The 18819-nt window shown below is 48.4% G+C and carries 14 protein-coding genes and 1 pseudogene; 5 read left to right on the top strand and 10 right to left on the bottom strand.

The window, feature by feature from the left end; genetic code table 11:
• Positions 1-112 precede the first annotated feature (112 nt).
• Entirely contained in the window at positions 113-1381 is a 1269-nt protein-coding gene (locus QMA35_RS13450) for a hypothetical protein (RefSeq protein ID WP_281647670.1), read from the top strand.
• 15 nt (positions 1382-1396) lie between these two features.
• Here QMA35_RS13450 and QMA35_RS13455 read toward each other — a convergent pair whose 3' ends face one another.
• A complete protein-coding gene (locus tag QMA35_RS13455) occupies positions 1397-3688 on the bottom strand; it encodes an alpha/beta fold hydrolase (protein ID WP_281647671.1) in 2292 nt (763 codons plus the stop codon).
• A 116-nt stretch (positions 3689-3804) separates the two neighbouring features.
• Between QMA35_RS13455 and rssA the strand changes: the two genes are divergently transcribed.
• The 3 genes from rssA (at position 3805) to QMA35_RS13470 (ending at position 7908) form a co-directional block, all read left to right on the top strand.
• A complete protein-coding gene (gene rssA / locus QMA35_RS13460; RefSeq protein ID WP_281647672.1) occupies positions 3805-4743 on the top strand; it encodes a patatin-like phospholipase RssA in 939 nt (312 codons plus the stop codon).
• Between the two features lie 355 nt (positions 4744-5098).
• Positions 5099-5869, top strand: coding sequence for an SDR family NAD(P)-dependent oxidoreductase (locus QMA35_RS13465; RefSeq protein ID WP_281647673.1), 771 nt, complete (start codon positions 5099-5101; stop codon positions 5867-5869).
• 83 nt (positions 5870-5952) lie between these two features.
• Entirely contained in the window at positions 5953-7908 is a 1956-nt protein-coding gene (locus tag QMA35_RS13470) for a hypothetical protein (RefSeq protein WP_281647674.1), read from the top strand.
• Between the two features lie 13 nt (positions 7909-7921).
• On the opposite strand, the gene QMA35_RS13475 is transcribed toward QMA35_RS13470, so the two are convergent.
• Positions 7922-9049, bottom strand: a complete 1128-nt coding sequence (locus tag QMA35_RS13475) for a glutathione S-transferase family protein (protein WP_281647675.1) — start codon at positions 9047-9049, stop codon at positions 7922-7924.
• 255 nt (positions 9050-9304) lie between these two features.
• Between QMA35_RS13475 and QMA35_RS13480 the strand changes: the two genes are divergently transcribed.
• Positions 9305-10108 (top strand): hypothetical protein, encoded by an 804-nt coding sequence (locus QMA35_RS13480; protein WP_281647676.1) that lies wholly within the window; start codon positions 9305-9307, stop codon positions 10106-10108.
• Here QMA35_RS13480 and QMA35_RS13485 read toward each other — a convergent pair.
• The 8 genes and pseudogenes from QMA35_RS13485 to QMA35_RS13520 form a co-directional block, all read right to left on the bottom strand.
• Positions 10035-10874 (bottom strand): NAD(P)-dependent oxidoreductase, encoded by an 840-nt coding sequence (locus tag QMA35_RS13485; protein WP_281647677.1) that lies wholly within the window; start codon positions 10872-10874, stop codon positions 10035-10037. The genes QMA35_RS13480 and QMA35_RS13485 overlap by 74 nt on opposite strands.
• A gap of 66 nt (positions 10875-10940) precedes the next feature.
• Complete coding sequence (locus QMA35_RS13490) at positions 10941-11543, bottom strand: TetR/AcrR family transcriptional regulator (RefSeq protein ID WP_281647678.1); 603 nt, start codon at positions 11541-11543, stop codon at positions 10941-10943.
• Positions 11540-13507, bottom strand: coding sequence for an acetyl/propionyl/methylcrotonyl-CoA carboxylase subunit alpha (locus QMA35_RS13495; protein WP_281647679.1), 1968 nt, complete (start codon positions 13505-13507; stop codon positions 11540-11542). Before QMA35_RS13495 ends, QMA35_RS13490 begins: the two co-directional genes overlap by 4 nt.
• The gene (locus QMA35_RS13500) at positions 13507-14325 is read right to left on the bottom strand and encodes an enoyl-CoA hydratase-related protein (protein ID WP_281647680.1); all 819 of its coding nucleotides are present in this window, start codon (positions 14323-14325) and stop codon (positions 13507-13509) included. Before QMA35_RS13500 ends, QMA35_RS13495 begins: the two co-directional genes overlap by 1 nt.
• 11 nt (positions 14326-14336) lie before the next feature.
• On the bottom strand, positions 14337-15494 hold the full coding sequence (locus QMA35_RS13505; RefSeq protein WP_281647681.1) for an acyl-CoA dehydrogenase family protein: 1158 nt from the start codon (positions 15492-15494) through the stop codon (positions 14337-14339).
• A 42-nt stretch (positions 15495-15536) separates the two neighbouring features.
• Complete coding sequence (locus tag QMA35_RS13510) at positions 15537-17153, bottom strand: acyl-CoA carboxylase subunit beta (RefSeq protein WP_281647682.1); 1617 nt, start codon at positions 17151-17153, stop codon at positions 15537-15539.
• Between the two features lie 3 nt (positions 17154-17156).
• Positions 17157-18032: an SDR family oxidoreductase gene (locus QMA35_RS13515; protein ID WP_281647683.1), complete on the bottom strand. Its 876-nt coding sequence runs from the start codon at positions 18030-18032 to the stop codon at positions 17157-17159.
• An 86-nt stretch (positions 18033-18118) separates the two neighbouring features.
• Positions 18119-18819: pseudogene (locus QMA35_RS13520) on the bottom strand (terpene utilization protein AtuA); the annotation flags it as partial.

Genomic DNA, 18819 nt, shown 5'->3' on the forward strand with positions numbered 1-18819 from the left:
GTCCCTTTCAGGGCTACAAACTTTTTCTGTGATGGCAGGTACGCTAGACAGTTATATTGCCACCCAACCCTCAAAATTCAGATCCTACGGCGCGCAGTTGGCTGCCGTGAGGATGTCTCAGGCCTACTACTTTGAGGGCTATGAAAGAGTTTTGCCTCTGGCCAGCTATTCCGGGTCAACCAATTATCTCTATTACCAATGGTGGCAAAGAGCGGGGTTGCCTGATTACTCAGATAAGACCCAGTTTGGACACTATCCCGCTCTGGTGGCAATGGCTCAGGATGTTGACCGTTCTGAACGACCCTTACTCAATCCTGTCATTTGGCAGATTCTTAAAGAACAAAGGCCACAGGAAAAATGGCTGCAGAAAATGGCCTGGTTAGAGCATGAAATATCAGGCTTTATTCGTCTTATTCCTGCAGAAGGGGTTTTGCATCGTACTTGGGGACAGAGATATCCGGGAGATATTCTCGGTGAGGTTGTTGTTGACCGATGTATGGATGGGATGGACAACAATGAGAAAATACTCGCTCTGTGTAACAAGTTCCTTTCTCTCAAAGAGCGCTGGCTGGCTGAACGCAGTAACTACAACCCCGGCAATAAGAGCAACCCCGGCAATAAGAGCAACCCCGGCAATAAGACCGATCATATTTACCGGGACCGGCTCGAAAGTATTTTGTACTGGATCAGCAATGGCCTTATACATGAAGTGAGTGGTGATGGTGACAAAGCATGGGACTTTACTCACCTGGCAGAAGACGATAGCAGAGGGCAAACCAAGTCTGCCTACAGAAAGAAAAAACAGACTTTTATTCAGTCACTTTTGGACAATAATGACGTTCACCGGTGGAATGCTCTTTCATTACAATTGATCTCATATCCGTTTCCCCATCATGGTTTGAAAAATGCCTGGCTGGCAGTGAATGCACTGGAACTTTCGAACACTGTGGATTATGCATTTATTGAGAGTTTGCTTCACAAACTTGAAAATCTGCCTTCCGGGGAGAGTTTGGTTCTTGAGCTGCGAGCCAAAAACAAAGATAAAGGCAGGCGTGTTTTTTTCTCAAAAGACAATGAATCTGGTCAGGTGCTGATTTACCAAACTGCTCAAGCGGAATCGGAGTGGTGGAATGATAACCGCAAACACTGGTATCGTTGGTGGGTCTTGAAATATCCGCAGTATGCATTCATGCGAGCAGCAAGAAGTATTCCTGGAATAGAGGCCGATTCTCGCCCAGTTCTGGGTATTCTGGTAAAGAATGTTGGCATTCTTTCTGCCAATAGAGCTGGGCTGAAAAAGTTTTTGTTAAAAGACCGAAGTGGTAAAGACTTTTATAACGGAGATGCTTTATTGCTAAAGATTTTGCCTGACAACAAATGATTTGACGGAAAACGGTTACTCTTGATTTTGGAACAGTTTGATCATGGAATCTATCAGAGACTCATTTTTGAAAATTTTTTCGTGCCCCAGGTTTGGAAGCAGATGATGGGTCACTGTGTTTCCAGAACCGAACTTTTCCTCAAGGTAAGTGGCCATTTCCTGGCTTCCTGCTGAGGGAATAAAATCATCCTTCTCCCCATGCAATATATGAATCGGCACTCTTGTATGCTCAAGTTCAGCCTGGTTGTCCATGCGGAACTTCATAATAAAACTGATAAAAGGAATGGGGAATGGAGTCACTTTTGTGATGATTTCGCTCAAAACCCTGAAAGGTGCAAGCAGGATCACGTTTTTTATACCGCTGCTCCGTACGTTGGCGAGGTGGCTTGCAGCCCCAGTTCCAATGGAATAACCGATAACGGTGACGCTTTTATAGCCTGCATGATCATAAGCTTGCTCGTTGTAGAGCTTTTTACCCTCTGCAATAATAGTGTCGAAGGCACTGACTGCATCGCTATAGAATTCGCTACGATTTTTGAGAACCAGGTTGTTTTTATAACCCCGGTACTCAGGAAAGAATACATCATAACCACTGTCGTTTAGGTGTTGACCCAAACGGTTTGGCTCTTTAATTGAGACTTCTGGAGGCAGCTCTAACTCTGTTTCACTATCGGCAGGGGCTCGCGTCAGACCAAAGTACCCGCTGTTAGCCATATCATCAGATGAGGCTCGGGTTGGGTGGAACATAATAATTAGCTTCTGGGATGGGTGGCTTGAGCGGATGAGGTTCCCGATCATTGTCTTTTCGTCATGAAGCTTTACTTCAATTCTTTTGGTGTGTTTCGGAATAAATGAGCGTTGCCATTTTTTGTTTACACCGTGGAATGTCAGCCGACGCTCCAGAGTTTCTCCAAGATAAACGCCTTTCTGCCAGCTCCAGGATTGTAGCTTTGCAAGAATCAACAGCTTCACTGTTAATAAAGGCAGGCGACCCCAGCCGGGAATAATGGGTCTTTCGATAAACGGTGTTAAGTGGCGGATATCGCCACCAAATGTTTCCGTGGCCTGAAGTGATATATCTGGAAGAGCAGTTTGCTTACAAGGAATAATGGTGGACTCACCCGGTGTTGCCCAGATATTGAAGTGCTTGTGTGAACCAAATATGGAAAGGCCTTTGGTTTGTTGCAGCCGAACCAGAAGTTCGTTGGTTGTCAGCGAAAATGGTTTTAGTTGCCTCTGGGTATCATGTGCGTAGTGGTTGGCGATGGCATTGAGCAAAACAGGAGATAAAGGGTCTGCTATCTGAAACGGAGGATTATGACGCGGCGATTGAAAATCAGAGATTAAGGTTGTCCACCAAATACCATTGATTGACGGCAGGGGGATTTCATCAATATCACTCCACCGCTCATTTTGAGTAGCAATAGAAAAGAGCTTCAGTTTCCCCTGTTGATTTGTCGGGTACAGTTGCAATGACGTATATCCTCTTCCCCGTGCAGCGTTCACAAGGTTTGTAAGAGCCTGTGCAGGAATGTGCGGATCTTGGGGTAACAATTCATCATCGTGTGTGACAGCATATTGTTCTGGCCAGGAAATAACCAGACGGGTTTCTCCAAAGGATGTCACCGGATGCTTTCGTTCCAGCAGAATAGTTATTCCTTTAGGAATGTTGTTGCCTTCAAGGTGGAAGTATTTCCGGTTATAGACAGCCCATTTTTTGAATTCATGCCGGAGTTCAGGCGTGAGTGATTTTTGAGCACTGTAGAGCAGGGTGATAAAGCGCATGAATGTTGACAGACTGCCAGCCCAGTGGGCTTTTCCCGAAGCCAGAATCAGGCTGCCGTCAATCATCGGTGGAATCGCTTTAGAGAGTGCGCTGCTCAATGATTTGGAAGGGGATAAAACCTGATCCCATAAATAAGAAAGAATTGGGTAAGCCAGTCCTCTTAAAGATTCACTGGGAATCATCTGATTCAGCTGGCGTGAAAAAAAACCAAGAGAAAGGTTGTTGGCAGCCAGTATCATGCCAGGTATAACAAGTTGCGTAGTTAAACCAGTAATCAGGTTATCGGTTCTGGAAACGGGAAACCTTTTTATATAACCCCTGCTTTGCAGAATGCTGGGCGTGCTGTTTAGTAACTTCTGTTGTTTTTCAAAAAGCAGTTGTTCTTGTGGTGTAAAAACATCTTCACTTTGTGATCTGACTTTGCAGGCCTGCACAGGGGCTGTAAGTGCGAGAAGGCAGGTGAACACCACATAGCTAATTTGTGGATGAGTGATAAGGGCGTATATTCGAAGGTGAACCACAGATATAGTTACTTCTTATAAGCAGCTACGGCACTTACACCCTAGTGCTCCGTTGGAAATAGCGCCAGTTTTCGTGTTTATTCATGTTTGTGTCCGGATTAGGGGGTGGTAACAAGGTGATCAACAGGAAAAAGGTTGGTGTTGCCCTTGGCTCTGGATCTGCCCGGGGCTGGTCTCATATTGGGGTTCTTAAAGAGCTACGTGAAATGGGCATTGAGCCGGATGTTTATGCCGGATGTTCTGTTGGCTCCCTGGTAGGGGCGGTTAGCGCCATGGACTACCTGGATGAATTTGAAAAGTGGGTGCGATCCTTGAACTGGCGAGATGTCTGGGGGCTGGTGGATGTCAGCCTTGCTGGTGGTTTGGTGCGTGGGGATAAATTGCTCAGTTTCTTTAAGGAAGCCGGTATTGATATCAATATCGAAGATATGGGTTGTGTTTACGGCGCTGTCGCTACAGATCTTGAGACCGGTCAGGAGCAGTGGCTGAAACAGGGTGCAGTTCTCGAGGCTGTCAGGGCTTCCTGCACATTTCCCGGGCTTTTCCAGCCAGTGTGTAGAGATGGCAGCTGGCTATTGGATGGCGGTTTGGTTAATCCTGTTCCGGTATCTTTGTGTCGGGCACTGGGAGCAGATATTGTTATTGCAGTAGACCTGAATACCCAGCTGGTAGGGCGCCACGGAGTGATGCCTCAGAACGGGCACAATAAAGTTGAAGAAGACCTGCACCCCGACGATTCCGGAACCCTGAAACGGATGAAGTCTTGGCTTTCCTCAGCAACCAGCAAGAATGAATCACGGGAAGAAAACCCGGGAATCATGGAAGTGATGGCAGCATCCATTAATATTATGCAGGATCGCATAACCCGAAGCCGTATGGCTGGTGATCCACCTGATGTGTTGCTCTCACCAAGGGTCAGCGATATTGGAATGACAGATTTCGAGCGGGCTCCCGACGCTATTCGAGAGGGGGTTGCCGTGGTAAAAAGTGCACGCCACCGCATTCTTGATATTTGCAGGCTGCCTGTTGAACTGCCTGAGTTAGAGCATCACTAAAAACCTCAATAGACCTAAGGCTTTGTAACAGAAGCCTTTTCTACATCTCTTTTTAACATACTTTCCAATTGAACAATCTGACCCTCAAGCCGCCGCAGGATATGGCGTTTATTATTGTTGTGCTGAGAAACTTCAGAGCGTGTGCTCTGCTCGTGAACATCTACTCTTGAATCTGCACATCTCGTGTATTGGTTGTTTGAGAGCATGTTAGAACCTTCCCTATAACAGTGTGCACTCAGACATTTCTATTAGCTCTGTTGTTTCGTGATGTTGGGTTAATTTTTTCTATACGTGCATACATAAATATTTTTAATGTGTACCATCGTACATAAAACAAATATAAAGAGAACACTCTATGAATTTCAGTAACAAAACCGTTCTGATTGCTGGGGCTTCTACAGGTATCGGGCGTGCGGTTGCCTTGCAGTTAGGAACGCAGGGTAATCGTATTATTGCTACTGCCCGCCGACAGGAGCTGCTGGATGCTCTTGCTGACAAAATCAGCAATGCTGGTGGTGAGTGTCTTCCGATCGCGGCAGATGCGCTGAATGCTATGGATATGGCTGATGTCGTGAACAAAGCTGTTGAACGCTTTGGTGTTATTGATGCAGCTCTGCTGAATATAGGTGATGGCCCCTCTTTTAACATGTCGACGACTGGTGCAGATGCTGTGAAGCAGAATATGCGCATTAACTACGATACGCTGGTGAATAGCCTGATGCCGCTAATTGCTCGAATGAAAGAGCAGAAGTATGGATTAATTGCGCATACAAACTCTTTAGCTGGGTTTATTGGATTGCCGCAGCAGGGGCCTTATTCTGCCGCCAAAGCGGCTGGACGGATATTAATGGATACTTGTCGTATAGAGTTGGCGCCGTGGAATATCCGTTTTGTTAGTGTGTATCCAGGTTTTGTTGCCACTGAACGAGTGGCCGCTGATGGTATTCCTGCGCCTATGGAGATTTCCGAAGGGGCGGCAGCAAAGCATATTATTTACGCCATGGAAAACGAAAAACGGGATTACCTTTTCCCGTTCCCCTTACGCTGGTTGATCCGTTTGGCTCGTATTCTTCCCAAACCCGTTGTTGCGTTTATTACCAGCAAAATGATGGCTGAGGAATATTAAGGGGTAAAACGAGCTTAATCCTGCGCATTTGACGTTTATGTCTACACTTTCCCGCTCTGCCTATTTAGGGATGTGTAGACAGCATGCTCACTCTCTTCAAACGTATAGAACCTGTTGCTGTTTCTATTTGCCTTCTTGTTTTACTTATTCTTTCTCTTTGTGTGGCGAATACTGCCTTGGCAGCAACAACAAGGGCAGCAACAACAAGGGCAGCAACGAGGGCCGAAAAAAACGCAGCAGCGGCCGGTGCTTCCTCTCAGGCAGCTACTGTAAAAGCTGATGTTTCAAGTCAAGAATCGGATGATTCCGATAAGTGGTCATGGTTTGCTGCATGGATAGAAAGGACGCCTGACTACTCAGATATGAAAGCCAGGGCTGCCGAACGTGGTATAGATATGATCGAGGTTAGTTATCCTGCTGAAAACGCCCCTGCTTTTTATCATCGGTTAGAAAGTATGCATGGGCTTATGATGAGCTTTAGAACTCATCTTCTGGATTGGCTTCGTGATTGTGACTTTAAGGAACTGCATCTAGAAGGTGGTTATTCTGCGCCAAAGCTACCGGAAGATGCTGATAAAGGCTTGAGAGTTTACCTGTTGGATAGAGACCCTCTGCTCATTATATCCATGGCTTATATGATCCATTTGATTCGGTCAAATGAATCCAAACTGACAGAAACAGAACTTTTATATTTCGAACTCTGTCTGGAATGGATGAACACTTTTTTGTTTCCTGATGGTCTTACTCCCATCGAGTGGGAAGAAGAATACCAACAGTTTATTGATGCTTACAACATTGCTAAAGGCTGGAGTGAGGCTGAATTTGACCTTCCTGTTGCTTCTTCTGAAAAAGAATTAGAAGACAAGGCTGCCGCGTTGGATGCGGATTCTGCTGAATTAATAGAGAAGTATCTTTTTCTGGAGAAGTACCCTCATTGGAGCAATGATGATCTTGAACTGCGGACAGTGTGGGATGCCGTTAGGGCTATTGATGAAAATGATATGCATTTTGAGCTTGCGAGTGACGATAAACTTTTTTTAAAAGATTATGGCTTATTTGTACTTAAGCTGGCATTGATGAGCCCTTATCTGCATGACAGTGAGAAAGCCCTGACAAGATTCTGGCTAAAACTTTCTGAAATCAGAGTATTTTTGTCTTCAGGATTAAGCGAAGCCGAATGGAGACAAACAGTAAGAAAATATACGCCTGCTGGATGTGATGACTTCCATAAGAAGGCTGTGTCTGGGAGTGAGGGGAGTAAGAAGAGGCTGCGTGAGCCTTTAAAAAGAAGACGCAGCAGGCGTTTGTTAACGATGGAGGATTCTGAGCCAGAAGATAATGAAGAATACAAGGAGGTCGCAAAGGCCGAACTACCGCCTGTTAAGGCTGAGGCGAAAGTGAAAGCTTCCGGCCAGTTACGTGCGCGGAAGAGTCACCTTTTGGAGAAAAAGAAAACAAAAACGGTTGTTGTTCGTTTATCGGCGGGAAAAGCTTCAGGGGGAGGGGGAGATAAGGCGGAGCTGGCTAAGCTGTTAGATAAACCGTCTTCAACGAGTCAGGCACCACCTGCGTCGCAACCTGTTCCATCAAAACGGGCAGCAGTGTTACCGAGAAAGCAGTCACCAGGAAAGCAGTCACCAGGAAAGCAGTCATCAGGAAAGCAGTCACCAGGAAGCGCTTCTCTGACCTGCTCGTTTGATGACATTGTATCAGCCATGAATGCCACCCATGGGGTTCCCAAACAATCTGCGAACAAAGTAAGGAAACAAGCCGTTCACGAGATAAACCAGTCAGCACAGTCGTCTTCAGCTTTAACCTCTGCAAAAGCAACAGCCACATCTGAAAAGGCGGGAGCCCCTTCGAATATTGGACTTCATAAGAAAGCTTCTTCCACAACCAAGCTACAAGACTCTAAGCCGGAGGATGCGGTCAGGCCAATCTCTGAAGGTTTTTCGAGCCATGTTGAAGGAAATAAAGGTAAGGTTACCATCCCTCCGTTTTATGGGTCAGTTGCCGCCACCCCTGAGACAGAAAAATAAAGGCTCAGGTAATTCAGGCAAGTATCTCTTTAAAGTTCTGGCGAACCATTCTGTGTTGAATGGTGGTATTCATAAAGTTTTCGCCACCAAGGCGAGTTAACCATTTTACAACATCTTCTTTTTGTTCCGGCGGAACCTGTTGCCAGGCATCCAGTGAACGCTGGGTCATCCATTGTACATACGAGAATCGGCCGCGCTTGCCTTGCTCTCCACCAATAACATAAGGGCCTCTGCCCAGAATTCTTGGAATGCGTGATCGACTAGGGTTGGATTGTATATAGGCTTCCACTGTTTTCAGAACCGAGCGACAAAACTCGAATTGCTCTTCAAGGATAAGTTTCAGTATTGGTTCCAGAGTTACCGGTACAACGTCATCTGACAGGTACTCACCTTCATTCTGCTGTTCCGGGTTTAATAATCGCTCGAACCAGGCCCGTACATTTGGTTTATCGTCATATAAATGGGTTGTGCCGGGATCTCTATAGAGGTGTGCCCACAACGGACCAAATAATGAGAAGTCTCCGATACAGGGTTTACTTCCCAGCAGGAAATCGTGTTCTGTAAAATGTATTTCCAACAGCTCTATCAGGTGGATAGTATGTTTTTCCAGACCAATAGCAGCCTTACCATCCATACCAAACCGAGAGGGTTTCATATAAGCGCGCATCATCTGACCAATACGAATTCCAATCAGTTTTGCCAGCCAGGATGGCCCCCATGGCCAGGCATTACGGGCAAATTCATTGACTGCGAAGCGATAGTTTTCTGGTGTGCGCCAGCGATAGTGCAGGGCAGACATAACCAGCCATTCATCGCCATGGAGTTCCAGTAAATTAGCGGCAATACGTTGCTTGGGGGTTGTTGGGAAAACCGGGTTCTCAGCAAAGCGTTTCTCCAGAATATCGATGATTTCACTAGAGTCCTGCAACCATTCACCATTTGGAGTTTGCATAGTTGGCATAATCGCTTTCCCCACGCGAAAGCGAATGTCACCAATCAGTTTTAATACGCTGGGAGCCTGATCTTCAAAGGGAATTTGCTTGTATTTCAGGTAAGCCAGCGTTTTCTGAGAATAGGGGGAGACTGTCCAGCCATAGTGTTTGTAGGTGTCCGAAAGATTGCTGGCGTTATTGTTGGGCATGATTCGCTCTGTAAAAGAAAAGCTGATGGCAAACTGTTCCATACCCGGTTTCTGCAGACTATTGCCGGAGTGACAGGGGGGGACCATTCCTTCCGACAGAATGAGAATGCCTTTCTATACTCACCCCCTTGTACGAGTGTGCTGAATGTTATCGGGGGGGAAATGCACAGACGGTCGCAGAAGGGAAGAATAGCGTTTAGATGGGTTGTGTTGAGCTTTTTAGCTTCTGTATGTTTGGCAATAGCAGGCTTTTCTGTGGCGAAGCCACCAAATCATAATTTTGGTGATGACTATAACGAGCCGGTGTTGGAATCAGAGTGGGAAACCTCTGATCTGGCCGGATTAAAAGCAGAAGTTCTGGGGCAGATTGGTTATTTGAGTCAGGCTTTGAGCCGCTATGAAGGTGGGGGAAATGTTCAGACATTATCTGCACTGGCCTCAACAGTGGCCGTCAGTATGGTTGATGGTGCACTCACCACCCTTTTCTCACGTTTTCTCAGCCTTGTGGTAAGGAGAGAGGGTGCAGTTCTGACATCTTTTGGTACGGCGACTTTTTACAGTGCCATGGCGCTGACATTTTCCTACCAGATGCTTCGTCTGCTGGGATATAACCAGCATGTGGATTTTAATTCACACCTTCGCTTTTCTTTAGAATCCGTTGGATTTGGTCAGGTTGCAGGATTGGTTGGATTTTATTTCTCTCACAAAAACTGGGCACGACTGCAGGAGCATGATGGTCAGACAAAAATAGTAAAGTCGCTGACATGTCAGGTTCCCAGTGGAAAGGATTATGGTGCTGGTAACCTGAACGATTTTAATAGCACGATTCACTACATGGCTGGCAGGCTGATCGTAAGTGCCATTTATTACGCAATGAGAACTGGGCACTATTCCTCTCAGGTTCAATACAAGATGGTACTACTGAATAATGATCTGGCCAGAGCAAACGATGCTCTGGCCAGACTTGAACAGCAAGAGCGGGTTGTTAATCCAGGAAAAGGTCGGGGAAAAGCTTATCAGCGTTCTCAGGGTTACAGGCATAAGGAACAAAGTCAGTAACACCACGATCTCGAAGAAGATCTTCATCCAGAAGCGTTTGGCCGGTTAGCTCTAGAGCTGGTGTTACAAAGATTTCCCGGGCAGCGTCGGCCATAATTTCTGGGCCACGGCTGCGGGCATTGAGGGAGCTGTCACCTACATTTTTGAGGGCAGACGTAGCAATAGTCGTGCGAGGCCACAAGGCATTGACGGCAATGCCATAACGCTTGAATTCACCTGCCATACCCAGGGTGAGAATTGTCATGCCGTATTTACTTAAGGTGTAAGCGGCATAGGGTTTCAACCACTTCTCGGCCATGTTCAGGGGGGGAGACAGATTCAGAATATGACCGCCTGCTTCCGACTTTTTCAGATATGGCAGAGCTGCCTGAGAGCAGACAAACACTGCACGGGAGTTGATCTGGTTCATCAGATCGTATTTTTTAACCGGCGTGACTTCTACCGGTGTCAGACTGATCGCGCCAGCATTGTTCACCAGAATATCAATGCCACCGAAATGTTCAGCAGCCCGTTTCATGGCAGCTTGAACCTGCTCTTCGTCGCGTACGTCCAGCTTGATTGCCAGTGCCTGACCACCTGCAGCCACAACTTCTTCGGCAACAGTGTGAATGGTTCCTGGAAGCTTAGGGTGTGGCTCGTCCGATTTGGCTGCGATGACAATATTGGCGCCTTCACGGGCGCACTTCAAAGCCATCTCTCGACCAATACCCCGGCTGGCTCCGGTAATAAATACTGTTCTATTATTGAGGGCAATTTCTTTATTCATATCATTCACTCCCAAAATTTATGGTGACTATTGTGACCAACCCTGAGAGCTGTCACTTTGTATAACCTAAGAGCTGTCACTTTGTATAAAGAGAAGAGCTTGATCGGTCAGCTGTTCGATATTGTAGTCACCACCATCCTGATACCAGTTGGTAGTCCAGTACAGGGCTCCCCCGAGAAAACGGCGCAGGATTAAGGGATCAAGGGCCTGCCTGGTAATACCAGCGTCAGTTGCGGTCTGTAACTCCTTCTGCCAGAGGCGTTCATATTCATGGCGTCGATTGAGCAGGGATGACTGACTCTCTTCAGAAAGAGAGCGCCATTCAAAGACCAGTACAGTGAGAGCGTTACCCTTCTTTCCCAAAATAGCTTCAAGTTCACAGTGGATCATGGCTCGAATACGTTCTTTCGGAGTACTGGTATTTTTTAATGCCTGTTCCATGGTGGCTAAAAGGTTTTCAACACAATCACTCATCACCGCCCGCAGAATTTCATCTTTATTGCGGAAATGGTGAAAGATACTGCCAGAGAGAATCCCTACTTCATTGGCGATATCCCTGACAGTCGTTCTGTCGTAACCCTTTGCCCGAAAGAGCTTTGCGGCTGCCTCAAGCAGGCGGCCGCGGGGACTGTCTGGATCGGTTATTTGAGGTGTCTGATTTTCATTCATGCTGCGACTTCATCTTCTGCAGCTTTGGCGATGGTTGCCAGCACCTGGCGAACCTTCACCTGATCGCCAGAATTCACTGAAAGCCCTGAAAGGGTGCCATCACAGGCTGCCTTGAGAGGGTGCTCCATCTTCATGGCTTCCAGCACGAGTACTGTTTGACCACGGCTGACCTGTTCACCTTCTGCAACCAGTACATCAACAATCAAACCATCCATACTGGCGCGGATATCCCCCGAACCTTCACCATCTTCAGCATTCGCCGGAGTGTGGGTCTGATCGTGGAAATGGTAACAGCCGGAGTGAGTATTAAGCCAGAGTCCATCAGAGTTGAGGCTGAAAGAAGAGCTTTGTCGTACATTGTTAACGGTATAGAGAATCGTACAGTCGTCGGCGTTATGCAGAGTCAGGGGCGATGTTTCTTCGTCTGCGGTAACTGTCCACTGATTTCCCTGAGAATTTGTCAGTGTCAAGGCTGTTTTAGCATCACCGGAACCCAGAAGGCATTCAAACCTGTTTTGCCCAATACTGCGCCAACCTTTGCTGTCACCCAGGTTTTCGTTCCGGAGTAATAGAGCGGCCAGCCCCTGTTCTGCCAAAGACGGTTTCACAGGTTGTAAGTTTTCTTCTTCGCCAAACTGGTTCAGGAAAGCTGTTGTGGATAAACCAGCCGCAAAGTTCTCATGTTTGAGAATCGCGGCCAGCCAGTTTTTATTGGTGTGAACCCCTGTCAGAACAGAATCTTCAACAGCACGAATCAGACGGCGGCGGGCTTCATTACGATCTTTACCATAAGCGATAACCTTGGCCAGCATCGGATCGTAATAAGGAGTGACTTCCTGCCCGGAACGAATGCCGTCGTCTATACGAACACCTTCACCAGATGCTGGCAGCCAGTTCTGAATCAGCCCGGTTTGGGGCATAAAGTTCTGGCTTGGATCTTCAGCGTAGAGGCGAACCTCCATCGCGTGACCGGTTAAAGTAATCTCATTCTGTTTGAGTGGCAGAGGTTTGCCTGCAGCTACGTCCAGTTGCCACGCCACAAGGTCAGTATCAGTAACCAGTTCTGTAACCGGGTGCTCAACCTGCAGGCGGGTATTCATCTCCAGGAAGTAGAAACTGCCATCGGTGTCTAGCAGAAACTCAACTGTACCGGCGCCAACATAGTTGCAACTTTTTGCTGCCAAAACAGCTGCTGCTCCCATGCGTTGGCGCAAGTCTTCATCAACGGCCGGAGAAGGGGCTTCTTCCACAACTTTCTGGTGACGACGCTGGATAGAACAATCACGCTCTCCCAGATAAACAACATTGCCGTGCAGGTCTGCAAATACCTGAATCTCTACATGGCGAGGTTCAAGAATGGCTCGCTCCAGAATCAGCTCACCGCTGCCAAAAGCGCTGGAGGCTTCGCTGCGGGCGCTTTTAATTTGCGCTGCAAGATCTGAGTCGTCAGTCACCAGACGCATGCCACGGCCACCACCACCGGCAGAAGCTTTCACCATCAATGGGAAACCTACACGCTGGGCCTCTTTCAGCAGGGTTTCGTCATCCTGTTTATCGCCCTGATAACCGGGAATACAGGGAACACCAGCGGCTTCCATTGCAATCTTCGAGTGACGTTTGCTGCCCATGAGAGCAACGGCTTCTGGCGGGGGGCCAATCAGTGTTATGCCAGCTTCTTTACAGGCGGTGGCGAAATCTGCATTTTCAGAGAGAAAACCATAGCCAGGGTGAACAGCGTCAGCGCCAGATTTCTTTGCCGCATCAATAATCTTTTCAATGCACAGATAAGATTCACCAACCGGTGCTGGCCCTATGCAGACCGCCTGATCTGCCAGGTCAACATGTGGGGTATTGGCATCTGCTTCGCTGTATACCGCAACAGTGCGGTAGCCCATGGATTTTGCAGTGCGAATAACCCGGCAGGCAATTTCACTACGGTTAGCGATAAGAACCTTGCTAAACATTACTCGACCTCCGTTTCAGCCCAGGCAGGCAGACGCTTTTGAACAAAGGCCATAGTGCCTTCCTGACCTTCGGGGCCCTGAATGGCAGCCGAGAAATCTCGGGCAGCGCCATCCAGAAGTTCTTTCATCGGCTTTTTATCAACAGCGAGCATCAGCTTTTTAGTGACCGCATTCGCGCCGGGAGCACAGCGTTGTACCTTGGCAATAACTTCCGCAAGGGCTTGTTCGAGCGCTTCGGTGGAATCATAAACATCATGGCTGACGCCCAGCTCAACAGATTCTTCTCCGCTGAACTTTTCCCCGAGTAATGCCAGTCGGCGCGCTTTGGTTAAACCAATGCGTTTAACAACAAAGGGAGCGATTTGTGCCGGAGGAATCCCGAGCCCGGTTTCCGGCAAGGCAAAGCGGGCGTTTTTGTGAGTCAAAGCGATATCAGAAATACAGGCCAGGCCAAAACCACCGCCCATTACGGCTCCTTCTAACATGCAGATGACGACTTGTGGCAGTTGCTCTGCTGTTTCCAGAAGCTGGCCGAAAGTTCGGTTGAGTTCATAAAAGGGGTCGGAGTCATTTTTGCCAAGATTGGCGCGGGCAGTCGCCATATCCTTGATATCACCTCCGGCACAGAAATGCCCCCCAGCACCACGTAAGACAATGGCGCGAATCTTTGGGTTTACAGATGCCGCATCAAAAACTGACAACAGCTCCTGTACCGTTGCCAGACTGAGAGCGTTACGCACCTCAGGCCGGTTAAAAGTAATAATCAGGGCTGCTCCCTGACGGGATAGCTCAAGTGTTGAGCAATCAGGTAATAACATGAATTGCTCCCTTACTTGCGCTTGCCGGGCAGAATGCCCATGGTTTTGCAGATAATGCCCAGCATGATTTCGTCAGCACCACCGCCAATGGAAGTCAGGCGCATATCCCGGTATACACGGTTTACGTCGTTTTCCATCATATAACCCATGCCGCCCCAGAATTGCAGGCAGGCATCAGTCACTTCACGACCTAAACGGCCGGCTTTCAGTTTCGCCATAGAAGCCTGTTGCAGTACGTCACCACCACTGATGTAGGTTTCTGTCGCCTGATAAATCAGGGCACGCAGTGCTTCGACCTCTGTTTGCAGCTCGGCCAGACGGAAGTGAATGTACTGGTTGTTGATCAGGGGCTGGCCAAAGGTGTGACGTTCTTTACAGTAAGTGATGGTGTCAGAGATACACTGCTCAAGACCTTTGATGGACATAGCTGATCCAAACAGACGCTCTTCCTGGAACTGGATCATCTGCATCATAAAGCCAGTGCCCTCGGCGCCAATACGGTTGCGTTGAGGGACGCGGACATCATCAAAGAACACCTGGGCTGTATCAGAAGAGCGCATACCCATCTTGTTCAGTTTTTCAGAGAAGGTGATTCCCGGGGAATCCATAGGAACAACAATCAGTGACTTGTTCTTGTGAACTTTGTCGTCTGACGTATTGGCCAGCAGGCACATAAAGTCAGCCTGGGTTGAGGTGGTGATCCACATCTTGGTACCGTTGATGATGTAGTCGTCACCATCTTTTTTTGCGGTAGTTTTCAGACCCGCAACATCAGAACCCGCACCAGGTTCACTGACACCGATACAGGCAACCTTTTCACCGCGAATCGCGGGAGCCAGAAACTCTTCTTTCAGTTCATCACTACCGAATTTGGCGAGGGCAGGCGTTGCCATATCTGTCTGTACACCAATCGCCAGTGCAACGCCACCGGCACGGGCAGTGCCCAGCTCTTCGGCGAAAGCCATCTGGTAGCTGTAATCCAGGCCAAGACCGCCAAACTTCTCAGGTTTGTGAATACCCAGAAGGCCGAGGTTACCCATTTTTTTGTACAGTTCATGGGCCGGGAAGTGACCTTCACGCTCCCACTGTTCGGTGTAAGGGTTCATCTCCGTATCAATAAAGTTACGGACTGTGCGTTGCAGTTCTTTGTGTTCCTGGGTGAATTTCATGTTGTATCTCCAAATTTTTTGTTTTTGTAATCGATTAGAAATTTAGAAACGGCTCACACCAAATGTGGAGCCGTTTAATTCGCGGACTTCAGCTGTACGACAAATGTCGAGCAGGTAAGCGAGGATTTTTCGGGTATCTCTAGGATCTATCAGTCCATCGTCGAGCAGGCGAGCAGTACAAGCCAGCGCCGAAGAACCTTCGGTCATTTGCTTCACAGTCTTCTGTTCAAGGGCATCAATCATTTCGGCGGGCATCTGTTGCCCCATACGCTCCATCTTGGCCTCTGCGACAATGCGTAATACTTTGCCAGCCTGTGCTGCACCCATAACTGCCGTAGTGCTGTTCGGCCAGGCAAACAGAAAGCGGGGGTCAAAGCCTCGGCCGCTCATTGCATAGTTGCCAGCACCATAGGAACCGCCAATCACAATACTGATACGTGGTACACGGGCGTTGGCAACAGCCTGAATCAGCTTGGAACCATGTTTAATAATACCGTTGCGTTCAACTTCGGTACCCACCATAAAGCCGGTGGTGTTGTGGAGGAACAGCAAAGGAATGCCGCTTTGATCCAGGGTATGGATAAACTGTGCGGCTTTGGTTGCGCCTTCTGGAGTAATGGGGCCATTGTTGCCAATTACACCGCAGGTCATGCCCTCTATGGAAAGATGGCCACAGATTGTCTGATTGTCGTATTCGCCCTTAAACTCAAGGAATTTTGAACCATCAGCGATACGGGCGATGACTTCCCGCACATCGTAAGGTGTTTTGAGGTCAGCCGGGATAAGACCAAGCAGTTCTTCGATATCGTAAAGCGGCTCATCGAATGATTCTTTGGGTAGGGCTGGAAGCTTTTTCTCCCAAGGAAGCATGGCCATAATTTCCCGGACAATGCGAACCGCATCCCGGTCATCCTCTGCAAGATATTCACCGGTACCGGCAGTCTGGCAATGCATCTCTGCGCCACCAAGTTCTTCATCAGTCGCAATCTCACCTGTTGCAGCTTTCAGCAGAGGTGGGCCAGCCAGATACATGGTGGCCTGTTTACGCACCATGACTGTGTAATCAGAGAGACCAGGCTGGTAAGCACCACCTGCCGTTGCGCTGCCGTGTACGACAGTGATCTGGGGAATGCCAGCGGCAGACATGCGTGCCTGGTTATAGAAGGCCCTGCCACCAGGAGAGAATGTCTCTGTGGCATGGTTCAGATCGGCACCGCCACTCTGGGACAAGGCGACCATGGGCAGTTTGTTTTCCAGGGCAATCTGCTGAAGACGCAGGCGTTTTTGCAGACCGATAGGTGTAATTGTTCCGCCCTTGATAGCGTAGTTATCCACCATCACAATGCAGCGAATACCGGAGACATAGCCAATACCACACAAGGCTCCACCGCCAGCAGAGCTGCCATCCTTATCGCCATACATTTTGTAACCGGCAAGGGAAGATAGTTCAAGGAAAGGTTTGTCGGGGTCGATCAACAATTCAAGGCGTTCACGGGGAAGAAGTTGCCCGCGCTTGGCGTACTTGGCCTTCTTCTCCTGTGCCTTATCTTCGATGGTTTGCTCCAATGCACGAAAACCGCGCACATGTTGCTCCATCACTTCCCGGTTTTCCTGAAACTCCTGACTGTTGGTATCGATAAGAGAATCAATCACAGGCATGGTTTATCCCTCTTCCTTAAGCACTTCAGGCATAACGGCCCGATGAAAACCATCCCAGGCAGGGCTGTTTTCAACTTTGGCCTTGCGAAGAGGGAAGATGTTGCTGCCCAAAGGCGCTCCGCCATCAACCTTAATGGTGTCGCCATTAATAAACGATGCTGCATCACTCAGCAGAAAGCAGATAGCTGCGCTTACTTCCGCTTCTGTTGCCATGCGACCCAGAGGAACACTGTTCTTAAGCTTTGGAATAATGGATTTCATGGCACCTTCGTAGGTGTCCATACCGCTTGAAGCCACCCAGCCGGGGGCGACAGCGTTGACCCGAACACCATCAGGGCCCCACTCGTAAGCAGCAGTTTTGGTGAGGTTGTCCATACCCGCACGAGCGGCACCGGAGTGAGCCATACCAGGCATGCCACCCCAGTTGTCTGCCGTGATGTTTACGATATTACCGCCGTGTTTACGCATGGAAACGTTATATACTTCACGGGCAACAAGGAAACCACCGGTAAGGTTGGTTGCTACAACAGCCTCAAAACCTTTCTTATTAATGGCTTCCATAGGAGAGGGGAACTGGCCGCCAGCATTATTCACCAGACCGTGAATTTCACCAAACTGGGCTGCTATTTCAACAATCGTGGCTTTAACGGCATCTTCATCGCGGATGTCCATAGACCAACTGGATACTGTGCCGCCATCTTCGGAGATTTCCGCAATCACCTGATCCAATTTTTCCTGCTTACGACCAATGATCACAACATTTGAACCGAGAGCCGCCAGTTCGTGAGCTGTGCAGCGGCCAATACCACTGCCGCCGCCGGTGACGATAATGGTTTTGTTCTTGAAAGCGTCATCCCGGAAGATGGATTTGTAAGACATGATTGACTCCAGAATTTTTATTGTTCTTAAAATGTGAATGCGTAGGTGGTTTAGAAGCGAAGCTTCGTAACCCAACGAATAATTTTTTATGCCAAGTCTCTGGCCAGCTCTTCGGGCACAGGAATCGGGAACTCCAGTAGCTGTTGGGCAAAAGCCTTGCCTTGAGGGTCAATCCTCAGACTGGCAACGCCACCACCGCCAAGGCTGTTTTCCAGCAAGAAGTTAAAGGCGTGAATACCAGGCATCACCCAACGAGTGACTTTGCCGGTTTCTGGATCAAGCACATGCGACATCCAATCTGTGACGGCTTCTTCTGTCAAAGCACTGGCTATAAAAGGCAGGTATTCATCTTTACGGGAGACAACACCGATATTGGAATGGTTTCCTTTGTCTCCGGAGCGAGCGATTGCCAGCTTGATCAGCGGCAGGGTAGAGGTGAATTCACCTGCGGCTTCCGGAATAAACTCCTGCAAGGACTGATCACCGGCAGGAGTAAAGCCACAGGTTGGAGTAATAACGACATCTGTTGTGTTGCCTTCAGACTCAACCTGAACATTGACTTGATCTTTGTTCACAAGGCAGGACCACAAGCGGATAACTGGCCAGACACTGGGGCGGCCGCCTAAAACACCAGTTATGCCCGGTGCCATTCCAGTCGCGGCCTGGGCAATTTCACGTGAGAACAGTGTCAGTGCTTGCTTGTTAGCATGAGATACCGTGATTCGAACGACAACTTCTCGTGCGTTTAACGCTTGGGAGCGGTCACCATAAGTTGTTTCGCTGCCGA

This window comes from Parendozoicomonas sp. Alg238-R29 (assembly GCF_947331445.1).
Lineage (GTDB): Bacteria > Pseudomonadota > Gammaproteobacteria > Pseudomonadales > Endozoicomonadaceae > Sansalvadorimonas.